The organism is Xanthomonas sp. LMG 12462 (assembly GCF_009192885.1).
Classification (GTDB): Bacteria; Pseudomonadota; Gammaproteobacteria; order Xanthomonadales; family Xanthomonadaceae; genus Xanthomonas_A; species Xanthomonas_A sontii.
The window spans coordinates 1-19,223 of the sequence record NZ_NMPP01000065.1 but is presented as its reverse complement, the minus strand read 5'-3'; the positions used below and the strand labels follow the sequence as shown (position 1 = coordinate 19,223).

23 protein-coding genes and 1 tRNA gene are annotated in these 19,223 nt (G+C 68.7%); 17 read left to right on the top strand and 7 right to left on the bottom strand.

From position 1 onward, the window contains the following. Positions 1–207: 207 nt before the first annotated feature. Positions 208–1,134, bottom strand: coding sequence for a phosphoribosylaminoimidazolesuccinocarboxamide synthase (locus CEK69_RS15250; protein WP_191091472.1), 927 nt, complete (start codon positions 1,132–1,134; stop codon positions 208–210). Positions 1,135–1,276: 142 nt separating this feature from the next. On the opposite strand from CEK69_RS15250, the gene CEK69_RS15245 reads away from it, so the two are divergent. From CEK69_RS15245 to CEK69_RS15185, 13 genes are all read left to right on the top strand, one after another. Beyond that, complete coding sequence (locus CEK69_RS15245; protein WP_010341396.1) at positions 1,277–1,609, top strand: DnaJ domain-containing protein; 333 nt, start codon at positions 1,277–1,279, stop codon at positions 1,607–1,609. A gap of 9 nt (positions 1,610–1,618) precedes the next feature. Further along, positions 1,619–2,287 (top strand): ribulose-phosphate 3-epimerase, encoded by a 669-nt coding sequence (gene rpe, locus CEK69_RS15240; RefSeq protein ID WP_017910179.1) that lies wholly within the window; start codon positions 1,619–1,621, stop codon positions 2,285–2,287. 1 nt (position 2,288) lies between these two features. Continuing rightward, the gene (locus CEK69_RS15235) at positions 2,289–2,771 is read left to right on the top strand and encodes a GNAT family N-acetyltransferase (RefSeq protein WP_017913951.1); all 483 of its coding nucleotides are present in this window, start codon (positions 2,289–2,291) and stop codon (positions 2,769–2,771) included. Between the two features lie 217 nt (positions 2,772–2,988). Continuing rightward, on the top strand, positions 2,989–3,927 hold the full coding sequence (gene yegS / locus CEK69_RS15230) for a lipid kinase YegS (protein WP_152246505.1): 939 nt from the start codon (positions 2,989–2,991) through the stop codon (positions 3,925–3,927). A gap of 406 nt (positions 3,928–4,333) precedes the next feature. Beyond that, on the top strand, positions 4,334–5,809 hold the full coding sequence (gene trpE, locus CEK69_RS15225; RefSeq protein ID WP_152246503.1) for an anthranilate synthase component I: 1,476 nt from the start codon (positions 4,334–4,336) through the stop codon (positions 5,807–5,809). Next, complete coding sequence (locus CEK69_RS15220) at positions 5,806–6,876, top strand: aminotransferase class I/II-fold pyridoxal phosphate-dependent enzyme (RefSeq protein WP_152246501.1); 1,071 nt, start codon at positions 5,806–5,808, stop codon at positions 6,874–6,876. Before trpE ends, CEK69_RS15220 begins: the two co-directional genes overlap by 4 nt. Before the next feature lie 27 nt (positions 6,877–6,903). Further along, the gene (locus CEK69_RS15215) at positions 6,904–7,662 is read left to right on the top strand and encodes an SIMPL domain-containing protein (RefSeq protein WP_193314008.1); all 759 of its coding nucleotides are present in this window, start codon (positions 6,904–6,906) and stop codon (positions 7,660–7,662) included. 10 nt (positions 7,663–7,672) lie between these two features. Further along, positions 7,673–8,251, top strand: a complete 579-nt coding sequence (locus tag CEK69_RS15210; RefSeq protein ID WP_017913955.1) for an aminodeoxychorismate/anthranilate synthase component II — start codon at positions 7,673–7,675, stop codon at positions 8,249–8,251. Positions 8,252–8,300: 49 nt separating this feature from the next. Continuing rightward, positions 8,301–8,939 (top strand): flavin reductase family protein, encoded by a 639-nt coding sequence (locus CEK69_RS15205; RefSeq protein ID WP_152246497.1) that lies wholly within the window; start codon positions 8,301–8,303, stop codon positions 8,937–8,939. A 9-nt stretch (positions 8,940–8,948) separates the two neighbouring features. Further along, complete coding sequence (locus CEK69_RS15200; protein ID WP_152246495.1) at positions 8,949–9,467, top strand: DUF3304 domain-containing protein; 519 nt, start codon at positions 8,949–8,951, stop codon at positions 9,465–9,467. Beyond that, positions 9,464–10,501, top strand: a complete 1,038-nt coding sequence (trpD, locus tag CEK69_RS15195) for an anthranilate phosphoribosyltransferase (RefSeq protein WP_152246493.1) — start codon at positions 9,464–9,466, stop codon at positions 10,499–10,501. The genes CEK69_RS15200 and trpD overlap by 4 nt, the downstream gene beginning before the upstream one ends. 87 nt (positions 10,502–10,588) lie before the next feature. After that, positions 10,589–11,386 carry an indole-3-glycerol phosphate synthase TrpC gene (gene trpC / locus CEK69_RS15190; protein ID WP_010341411.1) on the top strand — a complete coding sequence of 266 codons (798 nt, stop codon included), beginning with the start codon at positions 10,589–10,591 and terminating at the stop codon, positions 11,384–11,386. Beyond that, the gene (locus CEK69_RS15185) at positions 11,383–12,120 is read left to right on the top strand and encodes a haloacid dehalogenase-like hydrolase (protein WP_043093574.1); all 738 of its coding nucleotides are present in this window, start codon (positions 11,383–11,385) and stop codon (positions 12,118–12,120) included. Before trpC ends, CEK69_RS15185 begins: the two co-directional genes overlap by 4 nt. A gap of 27 nt (positions 12,121–12,147) precedes the next feature. On the opposite strand, the gene CEK69_RS15180 is transcribed toward CEK69_RS15185, so the two are convergent. The 3 genes from CEK69_RS15180 to crp form a co-directional block, all read right to left on the bottom strand. Beyond that, entirely contained in the window at positions 12,148–13,161 is a 1,014-nt protein-coding gene (locus CEK69_RS15180) for a glycoside hydrolase family 5 protein (protein ID WP_226975181.1), read from the bottom strand. 194 nt (positions 13,162–13,355) lie between these two features. Continuing rightward, positions 13,356–14,114 (bottom strand): sulfite exporter TauE/SafE family protein, encoded by a 759-nt coding sequence (locus CEK69_RS15175; RefSeq protein WP_152246489.1) that lies wholly within the window; start codon positions 14,112–14,114, stop codon positions 13,356–13,358. A 27-nt stretch (positions 14,115–14,141) separates the two neighbouring features. Then, complete coding sequence (gene crp, locus CEK69_RS15170) at positions 14,142–14,831, bottom strand: cAMP-activated global transcriptional regulator CRP (protein WP_010341415.1); 690 nt, start codon at positions 14,829–14,831, stop codon at positions 14,142–14,144. Positions 14,832–14,978: 147 nt separating this feature from the next. Here crp and speD point away from each other — a divergent pair, with 147 nt between their 5' ends. Then, positions 14,979–15,773 carry an adenosylmethionine decarboxylase gene (gene speD, locus CEK69_RS15165; RefSeq protein ID WP_017910332.1) on the top strand — a complete coding sequence of 265 codons (795 nt, stop codon included), beginning with the start codon at positions 14,979–14,981 and terminating at the stop codon, positions 15,771–15,773. 116 nt (positions 15,774–15,889) lie between these two features. Beyond that, a complete protein-coding gene (locus tag CEK69_RS15160) occupies positions 15,890–16,207 on the top strand; it encodes a multidrug efflux SMR transporter (RefSeq protein ID WP_017910331.1) in 318 nt (105 codons plus the stop codon). A gap of 24 nt (positions 16,208–16,231) precedes the next feature. Here the strand turns inward: CEK69_RS15160 and CEK69_RS15155 are convergent, their stop codons facing one another. Then, positions 16,232–16,741 (bottom strand): hypothetical protein, encoded by a 510-nt coding sequence (locus CEK69_RS15155; protein ID WP_226975180.1) that lies wholly within the window; start codon positions 16,739–16,741, stop codon positions 16,232–16,234. A gap of 183 nt (positions 16,742–16,924) precedes the next feature. Continuing rightward, on the bottom strand, positions 16,925–17,569 hold the full coding sequence (gene coq7 / locus CEK69_RS15150; protein WP_017913963.1) for a 2-polyprenyl-3-methyl-6-methoxy-1,4-benzoquinone monooxygenase: 645 nt from the start codon (positions 17,567–17,569) through the stop codon (positions 16,925–16,927). Positions 17,570–17,784: 215 nt separating this feature from the next. Here coq7 and rplM point away from each other — a divergent pair, with 215 nt between their 5' ends. After that, positions 17,785–18,213: a 50S ribosomal protein L13 gene (gene rplM / locus CEK69_RS15145; RefSeq protein ID WP_010341420.1), complete on the top strand. Its 429-nt coding sequence runs from the start codon at positions 17,785–17,787 to the stop codon at positions 18,211–18,213. A 2-nt stretch (positions 18,214–18,215) separates the two neighbouring features. Beyond that, entirely contained in the window at positions 18,216–18,608 is a 393-nt protein-coding gene (gene rpsI, locus CEK69_RS15140; protein WP_010341421.1) for a 30S ribosomal protein S9, read from the top strand. A gap of 473 nt (positions 18,609–19,081) precedes the next feature. On the opposite strand, the gene CEK69_RS15135 is transcribed toward rpsI, so the two are convergent. Next, positions 19,082–19,156: transfer RNA gene (locus tag CEK69_RS15135), tRNA-Gln, on the bottom strand. Between the last annotated feature and the right edge of the window lie 67 nt (positions 19,157–19,223).

Below are 19,223 nucleotides of genomic sequence, written 5' to 3'. Positions count from 1 at the left end.
CGCCATCGCTACAACTGACAATGCAAGGGCGGAAAGTAGCCCGAGCAACCCGCTATCAAACACCAGCACATCGCGACGGATCACAGCTGGTTCGCGAGGAACATCCATGACCATCTGCTCGTGAAGCGGGAGCGATTACCTCACGGGCCGCAAGGCGGCCGCCTTCCGCGACCACCCTCACGCGCCGGCGCCCGGCGCACGATCCACTCAGTCCACCGAAATCCCCGCCAGCCGCTGCAGCGCTTCGGCGTACTTGGCGCGGGTGCGGTCGATCACCTCCTGCGGCAGGCGCGGGCCGGGCGCGGTCTTGCCCCAGTCCAGCGTCTCCAGGTAGTCGCGCACGAACTGCTTGTCGTAGCTCGGCGGGCTGGTCCCGACTTCGTACTGGTCGGCCGGCCAGTAGCGCGAGGAGTCCGGGGTCAGCATCTCGTCCATGATGTACAGGCGCCCGTCGGCGTCGGTGCCGAACTCGAACTTGGTGTCGGCCAGCAGGATGCCGCGCTCGGCGGCGAAGTCGGCGGCGAAGCGGTAGATGCGCAGGGTGGCGTCGCGCACGCGCTCGGCCAGTTCGGCGCCCACGGTCTTGACCATGGCGTCGAAGTCGATGTTCTCGTCGTGATCGCCCACCGCGGCCTTGGTCGACGGGGTGAAGATCGGTTCGGCCAGCTTCTCGGCCTGGCGCAGGCCGTCGGGCAGCTCGATGCCGCTGACCTTGCCGGTGCGCTGGTAGTCCTTCCAGCCGCTGCCGATCAGGTAGCCACGGGCGATGGCTTCCACCGGCACCGGCTTGAGCTTGCGGGTCACCACCGCGCGCTTGGCGTACAGGGCCTTGTCCACGCCCTCGGGCAGCACCGCGGCCACGTCGATGCCGGTGAGGTGGTTGGGCATCAGGTGCTCGGTCTTCTTGAACCAGAAGTTGGAGACCTGGCACAGCATCTCGCCCTTGCCCGGGATCGGGTCGGGCAGCACCACGTCGAAGGCGGAGAGGCGGTCGGTGGCGACCATCAGCAGGTAGTCGCCGGGCGGCGCGTCGGCCGGCAGGCGCTCGCGGGGAATATCGAACACGTCGCGGACTTTGCCGCGGTGGCGCAAGGGCAGGCCGGGCAGATCGGATTGCAACAGCGTGGTGGACACAGGCACTCCTACGGACTTCGCAATGGCGACCGTCCCGGGACCCGGCGGGCCCGCGGCGGACGGCGGGCCGCGTAGTGTACGGCCGGAATGCCTCGCTGTGCCGTAAAATGGCCGGCCCTGACGCCGCGCCCGCCCTTGCCCCATGCCCTGGTACGGAAAACTGCTCGGCGCCATCGCCGGGGCCCTGCTGCTGCGGCCCACGCCGGTGCTGGGCGCGTTGATCGGGCTGCTGATCGGGCACGCCTTCGACGCCGACTGGTTCAAGCTGTCCCAGCGCGAGGATCCCTACCGCGAGCTGGGCCTGACCCGCGACGCCACCGACGCCGAGATCGAACTGGCCTATCGCCGGCTGATGTCCCAGTACCACCCCGACAAGGTCGCCAGCGCCAGCCCCGAGCTGCGCGCCCGCGCCGAGAAGAAGGCCAGCCAGCTCAACACCGCCTACGACCGTATCCGCACCCTGCGCAAGCGCTGAGATCCCGCCATGTCCGACTGCATCATCTCCCCGTCCATCCTGTCCGCCGATTTCGCCCGCCTCGGCGAGGAAGTGGATGCCGTGCTGCGCGCCGGCGCCGACTGGATCCACTTCGACGTGATGGACAATCATTACGTGCCGAACCTCACCATCGGCCCGATGGTCTGCCAGGCGCTGCGCAAGCACGGCGTCACCGCGCCGATCGACGTGCACCTGATGGTGGAACCGGTGGACCGGCTGATCCCGGATTTCGCCGAGGCCGGCGCCAGCATCATCAGCTTCCATCCCGAGGCCAGCCGCCACGTGCACCGCAGCATCCAGCTGATCAAGTCGCACGGCTGCAAGGCCGGCCTGGTGCTCAACCCGGCCACCCCGGTGGACATCCTCGACTGGGTGCTGGACGACCTGGACCTGGTGCTGGTGATGTCGGTCAACCCGGGTTTCGGCGGCCAGGCCTTCATTCCCTCGGCGCTGGACAAGCTGCGCGCGATCCGCGCCCGCATCGACGCCAGCGGCAAGCCGATCCGGCTGGAGATCGACGGCGGGGTCAAGCCGGACAACATCGCCGCGATCGCCGCCGCCGGCGCCGACACCTTCGTCGCCGGCTCGGCCATCTTCAATGCGCCCGATTACGCCGAGGTGATCACGCAGATGCGCGCCGCGGTGGCGGGGCGCTGAGATGGCGGCGCTGCACATCCGCCCGGCGGTGGCCGACGATGCGGCGCTGATCCTGCGCCTGATCCGCGACCTGGCCCGCTACGAGCGCGCCGAGGACGCGGTGCAGACCGACGAGGCCGGCCTGCGCGCGACCCTGTTCGGCGCCGATGCCCGCGCGCAGGCACTGATCTGCGAGGCCGACGGCCAGCCGATCGGCTACGCGGTGTACTTCTATAACTACTCCACCTGGCTCGGCCGCAACGGCCTGTACCTGGAAGACCTGTACGTGGACCCGGCGCACCGCGGCGTCGGCGCCGGCAAGGCGCTGCTGCAGCACCTGGCGCGGCAGGCGGTGGCCGAGGGCTGCGGCCGCTTCGAATGGTCGGTGCTGGACTGGAACCAGCCGGCCATCGACTTCTACGAAGCGGTCGGTGCCCGCGCGCAGGACGAGTGGACCGTGTACCGGCTGCAGGGCGAGGCGCTGGCCCGGTTCGCGGCCGGCTGAGCGGCGCCGGACGGCCAAAAGAAAAGAACCGCACCGTCGCCGGTGCGGTCCCTGGGAGAGAAATCGGAGGCTGATCCTGCCTCCATCCGTCTTCCTTGCTATGGCCTTCCATGTTCCGGATCCTCGGTGACGTGCGTATGACAGCGCACCCGCCTGGATTCACGCATCGCGCATGCCGCGCCCGTTAGCCTGGGCGCCTCACCCCGGGATGGTTCGCATGGCTGCAGCGCATTGGCGTCTGATCCTCAACGGCAAGTCGGCCGGCGACGAGGCATTGCGCGAGGCGGTCATGGCCATGCGTGCGCGCGGCGTGGCGCTGCAGGTGCGGGTGACCTGGGAGCAGGGCGATGCCGAGCGCTACGTGGCCGAAGCGGTGGCCGATGGTGCTGCGTGCATCGTCGCCGCCGGTGGCGACGGCACCCTGAGCGAGGTCGCCACGGCGCTGGCGCATCGCCAGGAACCGGGCGACGCGCTGCCGGCCCTGGGGCTGGTGGCGCTGGGCACGGCCAACGATTTCGCCACCGCGACCGGTATCCCGCTGCCGCCGCTGGAGGCACTGGAACTGATCGCCCGCACGCCGGCGCTGCCGATCGACCTGCTGCGCATCGAGGCCGAGCACGGCCCGCACTGGTGCGCCAATGTCGCCAGCGGCGGCTTCGGCACCCAGGTCACGGTGGAGACCGACGAAGGCCTGAAGAAGATGCTCGGCGGGCTGGCCTACCTGGTCACCGGCATGAGCCGGCTCGGCCGGATCGATCCGATCCGGGCCCGCTTCGAAGGGCCGGACTTTGCCTGGGAAGGCGATTTCATCGCGCTCGGCCTGGGCAACGGCCGCCAGGCCGGTGGCGGCCAGGTGCTGTGCCCGGACGCGCTGCTCGACGACGGCCTGCTCGACCTGACCCTGGTGCCGGAGCTGACCGGCGAGGTCGCCGCGACCCTGGGCACCCTGGTCACGTCCGGCAAGCAGGCTGCGCTGGAGCGGGTGGCGGTGCGCGCGCGCCTGCCGTGGCTGCGGATCGAAGCGGCGCAGCCGCTGACCCTGAACCTGGACGGCGAGCCGGAAACCTCGCGCCACTTCCGCATCGACTGCGTGCCCGGGCGCCTGCGCATGCATCTGCCGCCGGACTCGCCGCTGCTGCAGGCGCCAGAGCGCTAACCGCAGGTCGAGGGCCAGCCCGAAGGCCGGCGCCCATGTGGAAGGGACTTCAGTCCCGACGCGCTGTCCTTACCGATCTCCGCAATACCGCGCTCGGTCGCGCCGTGGCAGGACGAACACGACGGATCACGGATGGGTGCGATGCGCGCCGAACAGCGCGCCCGAAGTCATGCGCCGCCTCCTGTGGGAGGGACTTCAGTCCCGACGCGACGCCCTCGCCGACCGCTTCCGCACCGCGATCGATTGGTCGCGCCTGCAACCGTTGCCAGTCGCCGCAGTTGCGGTAAAGTAGCCGCCGTGTCCAGCCTGACGACCCCGCTTTCCTTCACTTCCGCTCGCCGTGCGTGGCGATGGTGGCCTGCAGCCGTCGTCCGCCCTGTCACCGAGTCCCGGAAGGAAAGCCGTCTTGATTACCCGCGAGCAGTTCCAGCGCTACGCCGCTGAAGGTCACACCCGCATCCCCGTCGTCCGTGAAGTGCTGTCCGACCTGGACACGCCGCTGTCGGTCTATCTCAAGCTCGCCGACGCCCCGCACACCTATCTGTTCGAATCGGTCGAAGGCGGCGAACGCTTCGGGCGCTATTCGATCATCGGCCTGCCGGTGCGTCGCGTGTACACCTTCCGCGGGCACACCCTGGAGGTGCGCGACCATGGTGAACTGATCGAGCGCCGCGAGGTCGCCGATCCCTTCGCCGAGGTCGAGGCGCTGCGCGCCCAGCATGTGGTGCCCAAGCTGGCGGGCGTGCCCGGCTTCACCGGCGGCCTGGTCGGCTGGTTCGGCTTCGAATGCATCGGTTATATCGAGCCGCGCCTGGCCGGCGCTGTGGCACGCGACGAACTGGACACGCCTGACATCCTGCTGATGCTGTCCGAGGAAGTGGCGGTCTTCGACAACCTCAAGGGCCGCCTGTACCTGATCGTGCACGCCAACCCGGCCGAAGCCGACGCCTGGGAGCGCGCGCAGGCGCGCCTGGATACGCTCACCACGACGTTGCGCCAGCCCGGCGCCGGTTACCCCGCGCCGCTGGCGCGCGACGTGCTGGACGAGAGCGACTTCGTCTCCGGCTTCACCCGCGAGGGCTTCATCGCCGCGGTGGAGAAATCCAAGGACTACATCCGCGCCGGCGACATCTTCCAGGTGGTGCTGAGCCAGCGCCTGAGCGTGCCGTTCACCGCGCGCCCGGTGGACGTGTACCGCGCGCTGCGCGCGCTGAACCCGTCGCCGTACATGTATTTCCTCGACGTCGGCGACACCCAGGTGGTCGGCTCCTCGCCGGAGATCCTGGTGCGGCTGGAGAACGGCCAGGTCACCGTGCGTCCGATCGCCGGCACCCGCCCGCGCGGCAAGACCCCGGAAGAGGACCAGGCGCTGGAGGCGGAACTGCTGGCCGATCCGAAGGAGCGCGCCGAGCACCTGATGCTGATCGACCTGGGCCGCAACGATGCCGGCCGGGTCTCGCAGGCCGGCAGCGTCGCGGTCGGCGAACGCTTCGTGATCGAGCGCTACAGCCACGTCATGCACATCGTCAGCGAAGTCACCGGCACCCTGCTGCCCGGCCTCAGCTACGCCGACGTGCTGCGCGCCACTTTTCCTGCCGGCACCGTCAGCGGCGCGCCGAAGATCCGCGCGCTGGAAGTCATCCGCGAGCTGGAGCCGATCAAGCGCAACGTCTACGCAGGCAGCATCGGCTACCTCGGCTGGCACGGCGACGCCGACACCGCCATCGCCATCCGCACCGCCGTGATCAAGCACGGCCGCCTGCACGTGCAGGCCGGCGCCGGCATCGTCTACGACTCCGACCCGCAGACCGAATGGGACGAGACGATGAACAAGGGTCGCGCGCTGTTCCGCGCGGTCGCCGAAGCGGCGAAGGGGCTGTGAGCGCCGCCGCGCCGCGGATCGGCTTCCGCAACGACTACAGCGAAGGCGCGCATCCGCGCCTGCTCGCCGTCCTGGCCACTGCCAGCGCCGAGCAGAATGCCGGCTACGGCCTGGACCGGCATAGCGCGCGCGCCGCCGAACTGATCCGCGCCGAGATCGGCTGCGCCGACGCCGACGTGCACCTGCTGGTCGGCGGCACCCAGACCAACCTCACCGCCATCGCCGCGTTCCTGCGCCCGCACCAGGCGGTGATCGCCGCGGCCTGCGGCCACATCGCCACCCACGAGACCGGCGCGATCGAGGCCACCGGGCACAAGGTGCTCACCGTGGACGCGGCCGACGGCCGGCTCACGCCGGAGCGGATCGCGCCGCTGCTGGCCGAGCACGGCAACGAGCACCTGGTGCAGCCGCGGCTGGTCTACGTGTCCAACACCACCGAGGTCGGCACGATTTACCGCAAGCACGAACTGCAGGCCTTGCGCGCGTTCTGCGACGCGCATGGCCTGCTGCTGTTCCTGGACGGCGCGCGCATCGGCAGCGCGCTCACCGCCGCGGGCAACGACCTGCGCATGGCCGACATCGCCGCGCTCACCGATGCGTTCTACATCGGCGGCACCAAGAATGGTGCGCTGCTCGGCGAGGCGCTGGTGATCCTCAACCCGGTGTTGAAAGCGGATTTCCGCTACCTGCTCAAGCAGCGCGGCGCGCTGCTGGCCAAGGGCATGGTGCTGGGCACACAGTTCGCCGCGCTGTTCGAGGACGGGCTGTTCTACGAACTGGCCGCGCACGCCAACCGCATGGCCGCGCGGCTGCGCGAGGGGCTGGCCGCGGCCGGCGCGGAGTTCGCCTCGGATTCGCCGACCAACCAGCTGTTCGTGATCCTGCCCGCCGCCGCGGTCGAGACCCTGGCACAGCGCTACGACTTCGAGCGCTGGCAACTGTTGGGCGATGGCCGCTGGGTGATCCGCTTCGTGACCTCGTGGGCGACGCAGGACCAGGCGGTCGATGCGCTGATCGCGGATTTCGCCACGCTGCTTCACTCCGGCACGCCGCGTGCGGCCGGCTGACATTCCGCCAAGGAGAGGAAGATGAAAATCCGTACGCTTGTTGCCTGGGCCATTGCCGCAGCGCTGGCCTTGCCGGCCGTCGCCAGCGCGCAGGTCAACAGCCTGCCGTCGCAGCCGCATCTGTTGGTGAAGGGGGAGGCGCAGCGCGAGGTGGTGCCGGATCGCTTCGGGGTCAAGATCACGCTGAGCGCAGTGGATGCCGATCCAGATGCGGCGCGTAAACGTGTGCAGGCCAATGCGGCAAACGTGCTGCTTGCATTCAAGCAACAGCACGCGCTCGCTGACAGCGTGCAGGCGACGACGCTGTCGATCGAGCCAGAGCAGCGCTATGAAGACGACAAGCAAATCTTCAGCGGGACCCGCGTGCAGCGAACCTTGTCTGCTGATTTCGGTACGCTGGACGATGTGCGTGGTTTGCTAGGCAAGCTCAGGACCAGCGAAGAACTGCAAGTGTCCGGCATCGCACCGCGCTATAGCGGCGAAGTCGCGCTGCGTGCCGAGCTCAAGCGCCAGGCTGCCGAACAGACCCGAGCGTCGGCGCAAGCGCTGGCAAACGCCTACGGCGTGCGTCTGGGCGGCCTTTACACCATTTCGGAAGTGGCGCCGGCCTTTGCCTATGGCATCCAGGCTGGCCATTGGCCATCGGAATCGCGTCGCCAAGATCTCTTCAGCGGCAACTCCCAACCTACGCCACTCCCGATGCCGCCGTCCGCCGCCGAATCCCTCGAAGCCGGCACCCTCACCCTTTCCGAAAACGTCTATGCGGTCTTCCTGATCGCGCAATGAGTCCTTCGCCATGCTGCTGATGCTGGATAACTACGACAGCTTTACCTACAACCTCGTGCAGTACCTGCAGGCGCTCGGCGCCGAGGTCAAGGTGGTGCGCAACGATGCGCTCAGCGTGGACGAGATCGAGCGCCTGGCGCCCGAGCGCATCGTCATCTCGCCGGGGCCGTGCACGCCGAACGAGGCCGGCGTGTCGCTGCAACTGATCGAGCGGCTGGGCCAGCGCACGCCGATCCTGGGCGTGTGCCTGGGCCACCAGAGCATCGGCCAGGTCTATGGCGGGCAGGTGGTGCGTGCCGGCACCATCATGCACGGCAAGACTTCGCGCATCCGCCACGAAGGCCGCGGCGTGTTCGCCGGCCTGCCGGATCGCTACGAGGCCACCCGCTACCACTCGCTGGTGGTGGAGAAGACCACGCTGCCCGACTGCCTGGAAGTGACGGCCTGGACCGAACACGACGACGGCACGGTGGAGGAGATCATGGGCCTGCGCCATCGCCAGTTCCCGGTCGAGGGCGTGCAGTTCCATCCCGAGTCCATCCTCACCGAGCATGGCCACGCCTTGCTGAAGAACTTCCTGGAGCGCTGAGCGCGCCGCGCGGGCGCCGCCCGCCTTCCGCCACTGCCGGACCCTGCCGATGCACGAGCGCACCGACGCCTTCCATTTCTACGAACCGGTCAACGGCCACGGCTTGCCGCACGATCCGTTCAACGCCATCGTCGGGCCGCGGCCGATCGGCTGGATCGGTTCGCGCGGCGCCGACGGCGTCGCCAACCTGGCGCCCTACAGCTTCTTCAACGCCTTCAACTACGTGCCGCCGATCGTCGGTTTCGCCAGCATCGGCTGGAAGGACAGCGTGCGTAACATCGAGGCCACGGGCGAGTTCACCTGGAACCTGGCGACGCGGCCGCTGGCCGAGGCGATGAACGCCAGTTCCGCCGCGGTGGCGCCGGAGGTCGACGAGTTCGCGCTGGCCGGCCTGACCGCCGCGCCCTCGCGCCTGATCGGTGCGCCGCGGGTGGCCGCCAGCCCGGTCAGCTTCGAATGCCGGCTCAGCCAGTTGCTGCCGCTGCAGAGCGCACGCGGCGAGCCGATCCAGACCTGGCTGGTGCTGGGCGAGGTGGTCGGCGTGCACATCGCCGGGCATGCCCTGCACGACGGCATCTACGACCCGGCCGCGGTCGCCACCCTGCTGCGCGCCGGCGGCCCGGCCGACTACTTCGAGGTGCTGGCGCAAGGGCGCCTGCGCATGTCGCGGCCGACGCAGGCGCGCTGAGCCCATCACATGCAAAACAGAAAAACAAAAAAACGCATCCAGTACTGGAATTCATTGTCCATGCTTGTCGCCTGCATCTCATTAAGTGGTTGCGGCAATGATCGCTTGCCCGCATCTGTGACTGGCTACAATCACATGAGCGATTGGAGCATCGAGAGATTTACAGTCGACGGCGCAAGTGGACCCAACCTTTCGCCTGAGGAAGGGGGTGGTGGGGGGTCATGTTGTGCGTCCATTCCAAGGCATTGGCATCCGGGAATGAAGGTCAAGATCCAATGGGCCTATGACACTACGCAAAATGGCCCGCAGCCCCCATCGCCGCAAGAAGCAATTGTTGATCTACCCCAATATCCAAGCCAAGGCGGGGATATTCAGGTGCATTTTTATCCAGGTCATAAAGTCAAGGTAGTCATTTCGGAATATGGCATTGGACACCCTCTTTACCCCATGAGCGAAGAAGATAAGCGCCCCTGGGAAACCCGAAAAGATCTACTTCTTCCCCAGCTACGAGCAGCTCCTCTCCCATGACCATCACCCCCCAACAAGCCCTGCAACGCACCATCGAGCACCGCGAGATCTTCCACGACGAGATGGTGGGGCTGATGCGGCAGATCATGCGCGGGGAGGTGTCGCCGATGATGACCGCGGCCATCCTCACCGGGCTGCGGGTCAAGAAGGAAACGGTCGGCGAGATCGCCGGTGCGGCGGTGGTGATGCGCGAGTTCTCGCGCACCGTGCCGGTCGCCGACCGTACCCACATGGTCGACATCGTCGGCACCGGCGGCGATGGCTCGCATACCTTCAACATCTCCACCTGCGCGATGTTCGTGGCCGCGGCGGCCGGCGCCAAGGTCGCCAAGCACGGCAACCGCAGCGTCTCCTCCAAGTCCGGCAGCGCCGATGCGCTGGAGGCGCTGGGCGCGGCGATCGAACTGCAGCCCGAGCAGGTTGCGCAGGCATTGGCGGCGACCGGCATCGGCTTCATGTACGCCCCGGTGCACCACCCGGCGATGAAGGTGGTGGCGCCGGTGCGGCGCGAGATGGGCGTGCGCACCATCTTCAACATCCTCGGCCCGCTGACCAACCCGGCCGGCGCGCCGAACATCCTGATGGGCGTGTTCCACCCCGACCTGGTCGGCATCCAGGCGCGCGTGCTGCAGGAACTGGGCGCCGAACGCGCGCTGGTGGTGTGGGGCCGCGACGACATGGACGAGCTCTCGCTCGGCGCCGGCACCCTGGTCGGCGAGCTGCGCGACGGCCAGGTCCGCGAGTACGAGGTGCACCCGGAGGATTTCGGCATCGCCATGTCGGCCAGCCGCAACCTCAAGGTCGCCGACGCCGCCGAATCGATGGCGATGCTGCGCGCGGTGCTCGACAACGTGCCCGGCCCGGCGCTGGACATCGTCGCCTTCAACGCCGGCGCGGCACTGTACGTGGCCGGCCTGGCCGCCGACATCGGTGCCGGCATCGCCCTGGCCCGTGCGGCCATCGCCGACGGGCGCGCGCGGGCCAAGCTGGAGGCCTACGTGGCCTGCACCCGCGGCCTGGCTGGGCTGGACTGAACCGCCTTCGCCAGCGCCCGATCCCGGTTCTCACCCCCGACACCCTGCATCGCCGATAATCCGGCCATCCCCCAGGATTCCCACCGCATGAGCAGCGACATTCTCCGCACCATCCTCGCGCGCAAGGCCGACGAGATCGCCGAGCGCAGCGCGCGCGTGCCGCTGGCCGAGCTGGTCGCCCGCGCCGAGGCCATGCCGCCCACCCGCGGCTTCGCCCGCGCGCTGCAGGCGGCCATCGCCAACGGCGACCCGGCGGTGATCGCCGAGGTCAAGAAGGCCAGCCCGTCCAAGGGCGTGATCCGCCCGGACTTCCACCCGGCCGACATCGCGGTCAGCTACGAATTCGGCGGCGCCGCCTGTCTGTCGGTGCTGACCGACGAGGACTTTTTCCAGGGCCACGACCGCTATCTGCAGCAGGCGCGCGATGCCTGCACCCTGCCGGTGCTGCGCAAGGATTTCACCATCGATCCGTACCAGGTGTACGAGGCGCGCACGCTCGGCGCCGACTGCATCCTGCTGATCGTGGCCGCGCTGGACGACCTGCAACTGGCCGAGCTGTCGTCGCTGGCCCTGCAGCTGGGCATGGACGTGTTGGTGGAAGTGCACGACATCGACGAACTGGAACGCGCGCTGCAGGTGCCGGCGCCGCTGATCGGCATCAACAACCGCAACCTGCGCACCTTCGAGGTGTCGCTGCAGACCACCCTGTCGATGCAGAACGCGGTGCCGCGCGACCGCCTGCTGGTCACCGAAAGCGGCATCCTCGGCCCGGATGACGTGGCGCTGATGCGCGGCGCCGGCGTGCACGCGTTCCTGGTCGGCGAGGCGTTCATGCGCGCCGAGGAGCCCGGCGAGGCGCTGCGCCAGCTGTTCTTCGCGGCATGAGCGGGCAGGCGCCGAGTCCGTACCCGCTGCCGCGCGCCGACGCGCCGCTGGTGGTGTTCGATTTCGACCACACCCTGTACGACGGCGATTCCGGCAGTCACCTGTTCGCCTGGCTGATCAAGCGCAATCCGCTGCGCCTGGCCGCCGCGGTGCTGGCCACGCCGTTGCTGGGGCCGCTGGTGGCGATGCTGCCGACCCGCCGCACCGGCATCTCCGGCTACGTCTGGATCGCCAGCTTCGGCCTGCGCCGCGCCCGCGAGTTCAACCGCATCATCGACCAGTACGTGCTGCAGCATCAGGCGCAGATCCGCCAGCGGCTGCTGCCGCAGGCGCTGGAGGTGTTCGCCCGGCACCGCGCCGCCGGCGATCGCGTGGTGGTCGCCACCGGCGCGCCGCCGGAACTGGCGCGCGCCATCCTCGGCTTCGTCGCGCACCAGGACGTGCCGGTGGTCGGCAGCCTGATCGGCCCGCGCCTGGGCGCGGTCACCGCCACCCGCCACTGCCACAACGAGGAAAAGATGCGCATGCTGCGCGAACTGGGTTACGGCGAGATCGCCATGGCCTATTCCGACAGCACCGCCGATCTGCCGCTGCTGCAGGCCGCGGCCGCGCCGGTGGTGGTCAATCCCAAGCACGGCGCGGTGGCGGTGTTCCGCCGGCTGTTGCCGTCCGGCACGCCGATCCTCAACTGGGGCTGCCGCGACCGCGCCGGCGACGCTGGCGGTTCCCGCTAGCGCGCGCCGCGGCGGGGAAGGCCGGCGTCAGCCGCCGGCCCCGCGGTAGGCGCTGTCGCTGCCCACCAGCGCATGGTGCAGCGGCGCGACCCATTGCCCGCGGTCGATGTCGTAGGCGCCGAAGCTGCCCTCGAATTCCCAATACGCCCAGGCGAAATGGCGTTTCTCGGCGGCGTTGACCACCGCCACCGTCCAGGCCAGGCGATCGGCCGGCGGCGCCTGCTCGTAGGCACCGAACTCGCCCAGCAGTACCTGCCGATGGTGCGCCTTGGCCCAGGCCGCGATGCGGTCGAACTCGCCGTAGAGCTTGGTCCGGTCGGCCGCGCTGCCCCAGCTCACGCCGGTGTGGTCGCGGATGTCCGCCGGGGCCCACGGCGCGCCCTGGTGGGTGAAGCGGAACGGGTTGTAGTAGTGCACGGTGACCAGCAGGTGCGCATCGTCGTCGGGCAGGCGCAGGCTGTCGAGCGCGGTGAAGGAATTGCTGCCGGCCGGGCCCACCACCACCGTGCGGGTCGGATTGTCGCGGCGGATGATCTGCAGCGCATCGTGCAGCAGGTCGTTCCACACCGCGCTGGTCATCTGGCCGTTGGGCTCGTTGAGGATCTCGAACAGCACCGACGGCGGCGCATTGCGGTAGCGCGGGGCCACCTGGTTCCAGAACGCCAGCAGCCTGGTCCGGCACAGCGCGGCATCGGCGGCGCACGGGTGGAAGTCGTGTTCGTCCAGGATCACGTTCAGGCCGGCCGCGGTGGCCTGGTCGACCACCGTGTCCAGCGTCTTCAGCCAGGTCGGGTCGAGCCGGTTGTCCGCGTCCATGTGCGCGAAGGCCTGCAGGTTGACCCGCACCGTGCGGAAGCCGCCGTCGCGGATCGTGCGGTACAGCGGCGGACGAAAGCGCGCCTTCGCCGGGTCGTTCCACAGCGGGTCGTAGCCGAGGATGTTGACCCCGCGCCCGAGCCGGGCGAAGGCCTCGTCGGCCTGCGCGCGCGGCGCCGGCAGCGCCAGACACAACAAGGCCAGGAGCAATGGGATGGCACGCATGGCGGTCTCGCGGGGCAGGGGAGTGGCGAGACGCGCGGCCATCGGTGGCAGCGTCCCGGCCGCGATCATCGCGCGGCCCGCCCCGGCAAAAGCGAACGCGGCCTGACCGCAGATCGGGTCACCAGCGCAACGGCTTCAGGCGCCGCGGAGACCGCCTTTGCGAATCCCCAATCCCGATTCCCAAATCCCGGGCGTCAGCCCACCCACCGATACAGCGCTCCGCCCACCTGATACAGGCTGATGCCCAGCACCAGCAGGCCCACCGCCACCAGCACCCAGCGCTCGCGCACGCGCTTGACCAGCAGCGCCGCCAGCGGCGCGGCGAGCATGCCGCCGACCAGCAGGCCGAGCACGATGTCCAGGTGCTGCACGCCCATGGTCAGCAGGAAGGTCAGCGAGATCGACAGCGTCACCAGGAACTCGGCGGCGTTGACCGTGCCGATGGTGGTGCGGGCCTGGCCGCCGTGGGCGAGCAGGGTCGAGGTCGCCACCGGGCCCCAGCCGCCACCGCCGCTGGCGTCCAGCAGGCCGGCGACGAAACCCAGCAGCGGCACCCGCCGCACCTCGCGGCGCGGCAGCGCACGGCCAGCCGCGCGCAGCAGGATCAGCACCGCCAGGGCCAGTAGATACAGATAGACGAAGGGGCGGATCAGCTCGCCCGGCAACCGGGTCAGCACGTAGGCGCCGGCGACCCCGCCGACCATGCCCGGCAGCGCCAGGCGCAGGAACAGCCGCTTGTCGACGTTGCCCAGGGCCAGGTGCGACAGGCCCGAGGCGCCGGTGGTGAACACCTCGGCGCTGTGCACGCTGGCGCTGACCACCGCCGGCGGCAGGCCCAGGCTCAGCAGGACCGAGGACGAGACCAGGCCGAACGCCATGCCCAGCGCGCCGTCCACCAGCTGGGCGGCCAGGCCGACCAGCACGAACCAGTAGAAGGTCTCGCTCAGCACCATCGTGCCGGGCCTATCGACCCATGGCGGTCAGCGCGCGCCGTACAGCACCACGGTCTTGCCGCGGGCGTGCAGGATGCCGTCGACCTGCAGCTTCTTCAGCACCCGGCCGGCCATCTCGCGCGAGCAGCCGACCAGTCGCGCCAGTTCCTGCCGCGACACGCGCAACTGCATGCCCTGCGGGTGGCTCATCGCCTCCGGCTCCTGGGCCAGGTCGTGCAGGGTGCGCACGATGCGGTCGGTCACGTCCAGGAACGCCAGGCGGCTGGCCTTGCGCGAGGTGTCCAGCAGGCGCTTGGACAGCTGCACGCCGATCGCGTACAGCACCCGCGGCGCATCGGACGACAGCGAGCCCAGGAACAGCTGGTGCAGGCGCTCGTAGCTGATCTCGGCCAGTTCGCAGGGCGTACGGGTGCGCAGGATCACCTCGCGCTGGTCGGACTCGATGAACAGGCCCATCTCGCCGACGAACTCGCCGCTGCCGAAATAGCCCAGCACCAACTCGCGGTCGTCATCTTCCTCGGCGATGATGCTGACCGAGCCGCTGACCACGTAGTACAGGGTGCCGGCCGGATCGCCTGGCCTGAACACGTCCGTCCGCGCCGGATAGCGGCGACGGTGGCTGTGGGCCAGGAAGCGGTCGATGGTGGCGGTGTCCAACGTCAAAGGACTTGGAGCGATGCGCACAGGTGCTGCAGTGGATGTGTTTCCGGGGCTCATGGCGGCTTCGCTACGGCGTAATTCCCGAAGCTTAACGGGACGCGTTCGCGGCGGCAAACAAGAGACGGACGCCACGTTTCGCAGCGCGGCCATTTGGCTCATAATTGATTGGCTTTCCCCCCGACCCACTTCCAGAGGATCCACGCCGTGGTCAAGCCGTTGCCTCGCCTGAGGCTGCAAGGTTTCAACAACCTCACCAAGGCGTTGAGCTTCAACATCTACGACGTCTGCTACGCGATCTCCGAAGAGGAGCGCCAGCGCTACATCGAGTACATCGACGAGCAGTACGACGCCGACCGCCTGACCCAGATCCTCACCGATGTGGCCGAGATCATCGGCGCCAACATCCTCAACATCGCCCGCCAGGACTACGATCCGCAGGGCGCCTCGGTGACGATCCTGATCTCCGAGGAGCCGGTCATCGACAAGAAGGCGGCGGGCAAGGAGATCATTTCCGACGCCGTGGTCGCGCACATGGACAAGAGCCACATCACCGTCCATACCTACCCGGAAACCCATCCGCAGCACGGTATCGCCACGTTCCGCGCCGACATCGATGTCGCCACCTGCGGCGTGATTTCGCCGCTGAAGGCCCTCAATTACCTGATCGAGAGCCTGGAATCGGACATCGTGATCATGGATTACCGCGTGCGCGGCTTCACCCGCGACGTGAAGGGCAAGAAGCACTACATCGACCACAAGATCAACTCGATCCAGAACTTCCTGGCCAAGAACGTCAAGTCGCGCTACGAGATGTTCGACGTCAACGTCTATCAGGAGAACATCTTCCACACCAAGATGCACCTGAAGGACTTCGACCTGGACCAGTACCTGTTCGAGGAAAAGGCCAAGAATCTCTCGTTCAAGGAGCGCATGCGCATCGAGGCGCTGCTCAAGCGCGAGATCGAGGAGCTGTTCCACGGGCGCAACCTGTCCGAGTAAGCGCTCCACACCGGCGGGACGGCCCGCCCGCAGCACGCGCTGCGACCCCTGCCGACGGCGGCCCGATGTGCAGACATCGGGCCGTTTTCGTTTTCATTTGTCTACGGAGAAAGACAATGCCCTGGATCTACCTGTTGCTCGCCGGTCTGTTCGAGATCGGCTTCGCCCTCGGCCTGAAGTACAGCGAAGGCTTCACCCGGCCGTGGCCGACCGTGGCCACCCTGGCCGGTGCGGGCCTGAGCCTGTGGCTGTTGACCCAGGCGCTCAAGCACATCCCGCTGGGCACCGCCTATGCGATCTGGACCGGGATCGGTGCGCTGGGCACGGCGGTGCTCGGCATCGCCCTGTTCGGCGACAGCGCCTCGCCGGCGCGGTTGGCCTGCATCGGCCTGATCGTGGTCGGGGTGATCGGCCTGAAGCTGGTCGGGCACTGAGCGCAGCCCGCGCGCGCGTGGGTCTCAGGCGGCGGCGATGCGGCGCCGGGTCAGCACCCGGCCGATCAGCAGCCGGTGCGCGACCACCGCCAGCAGGGCGGCGATCGACAGCGCGATCAGCGCGCGGGTGAACACGCTGCCGAGGTTGCCGGCGTGCTGCAGCTGGTCCAGGCGCCCGAAGCGTGCGGGATCGGCATTGGCGTAGGCGATCTCGACCGTGGCGCCGTCCAGCAGCAACGGCGCGGCCTCCGCGCCGCTGGCCTCGAAGGCGCCGCTGTGCAGGCGGCCCTTGCTCTCGAACACATAGTGGAAGCGGTAGCGCACCAGTGGCTCGGTCTGCACGCCGAAGGCGCCGTCGGCGATCACCGGGACGGTGGCGACCGAATGGTCGCGCAGGATCGCGCTGGCCTGGCGGTAGTCGCCGAGCAGGTGATGCAGCAGGGCGCCGCTGCCGATCGCGAACAGGGTCGCGAACAGCAGGCGCGACAACCAGCGGGTCCGGGGCGATGGCAGATGGGGCGAGGATGCGGGCATGACAGTCTGCAGGCGGAGCGCACGCGGGCGCGACTCGGCACGGGTACATCGGTGGCTGCGGCACATGGCGATACCGCAGCCGGAACGGCGTGCGCCGACGTGGAATCAGTCAGCGTTCGTTCACTTTAACGCGATCGGCGCGGCAATGCCAGCCGGGGTGGCATCGGCCCGACCGGCGGGCGGCTACAGCCGATAGGCGACGGCCTTCATCAGTCGCGAGGCGGCGGCCATGACCGTGGGGATCGGCGGCGGCAGGCGCCGCGCCCCGGCCTGTTCGGCATGTTCGGCGTGGCGGGCCTCGTCGGCCTTCATCACTGTCAGCACGTCGCGGCTGCGCAGGTCCGCCGGCGGCAGGGTCTGCAGGTGTTCGTCCAGGTGCGCCTCGACCTGGCGCTCGGTCTCGACCACGAAGCCCAGGTTCCAGCCGTCGCCGCGCAGCCCGGCCAGGGTGCCGATCGCGTAGCTGCCGGCGTACCACAGTGGGTTGAACAGGCTGGGGCGGCTGTCCAGCTCGCGCAGCCGCGCCGCGCACCAGGCCAGGTGGTCGGTCTCTTCCTGCGCCGCCTCCAGCAGGTGCGCACGGGTGGCCGGATCGCGCGCGACCGCGGCCTGGCCGAAATACAGGCCCTGCGCGCAGACCTCGCCGACGTGGTTGATGCGCATCAGGCCGGCGGCATGGCGGCGCTCGTCCGGCGCCAGCACCACATCGGCGGTGGCCGCGGCCGGGTAGGGGCGCTGCGCCGGCGGGTCGCCGAATACGGTCTCCAGCGCGCGCTGGGCCTCGACCAGGGCGCGATCGAGCGGGGAATGCTGGCGGCTGGCGGTCATGGGGGAAGCCCGGAAGCAGTGGGGATCCCGATTTTCGCCCCCGGCCGGCGCACTGCCAAGCGCGCCGCCTGCCCGATCTCCGCCGGTCATGGGTGGACTTGCGCCGGCCGGCCGGGCCGCGTAGAATTTCGCCTCTTGCGTTTTTGCAATTCACAACGCGTGGCAAAGTTCCGGCCGTTCGCTGCAGGAATCCGCCCGACCAACCGAGTCTGATCATGAGCACCTTCACTGCTAAGTCCGAGACCGTCCAGCGCGACTGGTATCTCGTCGACGCCGCCGGCAAAACGCTGGGCCGGCTTTCCACCGAACTGGCCCGCCGCCTGCGCGGCAAGCACAAGCCGGTCTACACCCCGCACGTCGATACCGGCGATTACCTGGTGGTGATCAACGCCGAGAAGATCGTCGTCACCGGCAACAAGCTCAAGGACAAGAAGTACCACCGCTTCACTGGCTACATCGGCAACCTGAAGACCGAGAGCCTGGAGCAGGCGCTGGAGCGCCACCCGGAGCGCGTGATCGAAATCGCGGTCAAGGGCATGCTGCCCAAGGGCCCGCTGGGCCGCGCGATGTACCGCAAGCTCAAGGTCTATTCCGGTGCGGAGCATCCGCACGCCGCTCAGCAGCCGCAGGTTCTGGATATCTAATCATGGCGATTTCGCAAAACTACGGCACTGGCCGCCGCAAGTCCTCCACCGCCCGCGTGTTCCTGCGCAAGGGCACCGGCAACATCTCCGTCAACGGCCGTCCGCTGGACGAGTTCTTCGGCCGCGAGACCGCGCGCATGATCGTGCGCCAGCCGCTGGAGCTGACCAAGAACACCGAAAGCTTCGACATCCTGGTCACCGCCACCGGCGGCGGCACCACCGGCCAGGCCGGTGCGATCCGTCTGGGCATCGCCCGCGCGCTGGTCGAGTACGACGAAACCCTGAAGACCGAGCTGCGCAAGGCCGGCTTCATGACCCGCGACGCACGCGAAGTCGAGCGTAAGAAGGTCGGTCTGCACAAGGCCCGTCGCGCCACCCAGTTCTCCAAGCGCTGATCCATCGCGCCTGGCGTGGGCTCCCTCGGGAGCCTGCTGGGGACCAAGCAAAAGCCCGGCTTCGGCCGGGCTTTTGTCGTTTGGGTTTGGTGGGTGCGTCGGCCGATGCACCAGCAGTTGTCGCGGATCAGCCTCGCTGGATCTGCGTGCGGTGCGCGGGTGATCGCCGGCCTAGTCGGAGGTCCGGATTCGCTACTGGCTTTTGCTATCCAGGCTTCCGGATCGCGCGTCTTGCTGGCCGATGGCAATTCATCCGGGCCACACCCGTTGCCGGCGACTCGCATCCCATCTGGTGGAGTAGCCCCCTTGGAGTCCAAGGGGGCGCGCCGACAGGCGCGGGGATGTGGAGGCGGAAGGGCTGGGGCCCGCGCCTTGCGCAGCAAGGCGCGGGGCGCAGGCGCTTTGCGCCTGCGCGAACCCGCAGCCAAACACACAAAAAAGGCCGATCTTTCGATCGGCCTTTTTTGTGTGTTTGGCTGCCCCGGATGGATTCGAACCACCGAATGCCTGAGTCAGAGTCAGGTGCCTTACCGCTTGGCGACGGGGCAATGTGGACTGCAAGTATCACACGCCTTGAGCGTACACACCATGGTGGCTATGGGTGGACTCGAACAC

Excerpts from the sequence above, each read along its gene's own strand:
- CEK69_RS15245 (WP_010341396.1), top strand. The coding sequence starts at position 1,277 with ATGCCCTGGTACGGAAAACTGCTCGGCGCCATCGCCGGGGCCCTGCTG.
- rpe (WP_017910179.1), top strand. The coding sequence starts at position 1,619 with ATGTCCGACTGCATCATCTCCCCGTCCATCCTGTCCGCCGATTTCGCC.
- CEK69_RS15235 (WP_017913951.1), top strand. The coding sequence starts at position 2,289 with ATGGCGGCGCTGCACATCCGCCCGGCGGTGGCCGACGATGCGGCGCTG.
- yegS (WP_152246505.1), top strand. The coding sequence starts at position 2,989 with ATGGCTGCAGCGCATTGGCGTCTGATCCTCAACGGCAAGTCGGCCGGC.
- CEK69_RS15210 (WP_017913955.1), top strand. The coding sequence starts at position 7,673 with ATGCTGCTGATGCTGGATAACTACGACAGCTTTACCTACAACCTCGTG.
- CEK69_RS15205 (WP_152246497.1), top strand. The coding sequence starts at position 8,301 with ATGCACGAGCGCACCGACGCCTTCCATTTCTACGAACCGGTCAACGGC.
- CEK69_RS15200 (WP_152246495.1), top strand. The coding sequence starts at position 8,949 with ATGCAAAACAGAAAAACAAAAAAACGCATCCAGTACTGGAATTCATTG.
- trpD (WP_152246493.1), top strand. The coding sequence starts at position 9,464 with ATGACCATCACCCCCCAACAAGCCCTGCAACGCACCATCGAGCACCGC.
- trpC (WP_010341411.1), top strand. The coding sequence starts at position 10,589 with ATGAGCAGCGACATTCTCCGCACCATCCTCGCGCGCAAGGCCGACGAG.
- CEK69_RS15185 (WP_043093574.1), top strand. The coding sequence starts at position 11,383 with ATGAGCGGGCAGGCGCCGAGTCCGTACCCGCTGCCGCGCGCCGACGCG.
- CEK69_RS15180 (WP_226975181.1), bottom strand. The coding sequence starts at position 13,161 with ATGCGTGCCATCCCATTGCTCCTGGCCTTGTTGTGTCTGGCGCTGCCG.
- CEK69_RS15175 (WP_152246489.1), bottom strand. The coding sequence starts at position 14,114 with ATGGTGCTGAGCGAGACCTTCTACTGGTTCGTGCTGGTCGGCCTGGCC.
- crp (WP_010341415.1), bottom strand. The coding sequence starts at position 14,831 with ATGAGCCCCGGAAACACATCCACTGCAGCACCTGTGCGCATCGCTCCA.
- CEK69_RS15160 (WP_017910331.1), top strand. The coding sequence starts at position 15,890 with ATGCCCTGGATCTACCTGTTGCTCGCCGGTCTGTTCGAGATCGGCTTC.
- CEK69_RS15155 (WP_226975180.1), bottom strand. The coding sequence starts at position 16,741 with ATGCCCGCATCCTCGCCCCATCTGCCATCGCCCCGGACCCGCTGGTTG.
- coq7 (WP_017913963.1), bottom strand. The coding sequence starts at position 17,569 with ATGACCGCCAGCCGCCAGCATTCCCCGCTCGATCGCGCCCTGGTCGAG.
- rplM (WP_010341420.1), top strand. The coding sequence starts at position 17,785 with ATGAGCACCTTCACTGCTAAGTCCGAGACCGTCCAGCGCGACTGGTAT.
- rpsI (WP_010341421.1), top strand. The coding sequence starts at position 18,216 with ATGGCGATTTCGCAAAACTACGGCACTGGCCGCCGCAAGTCCTCCACC.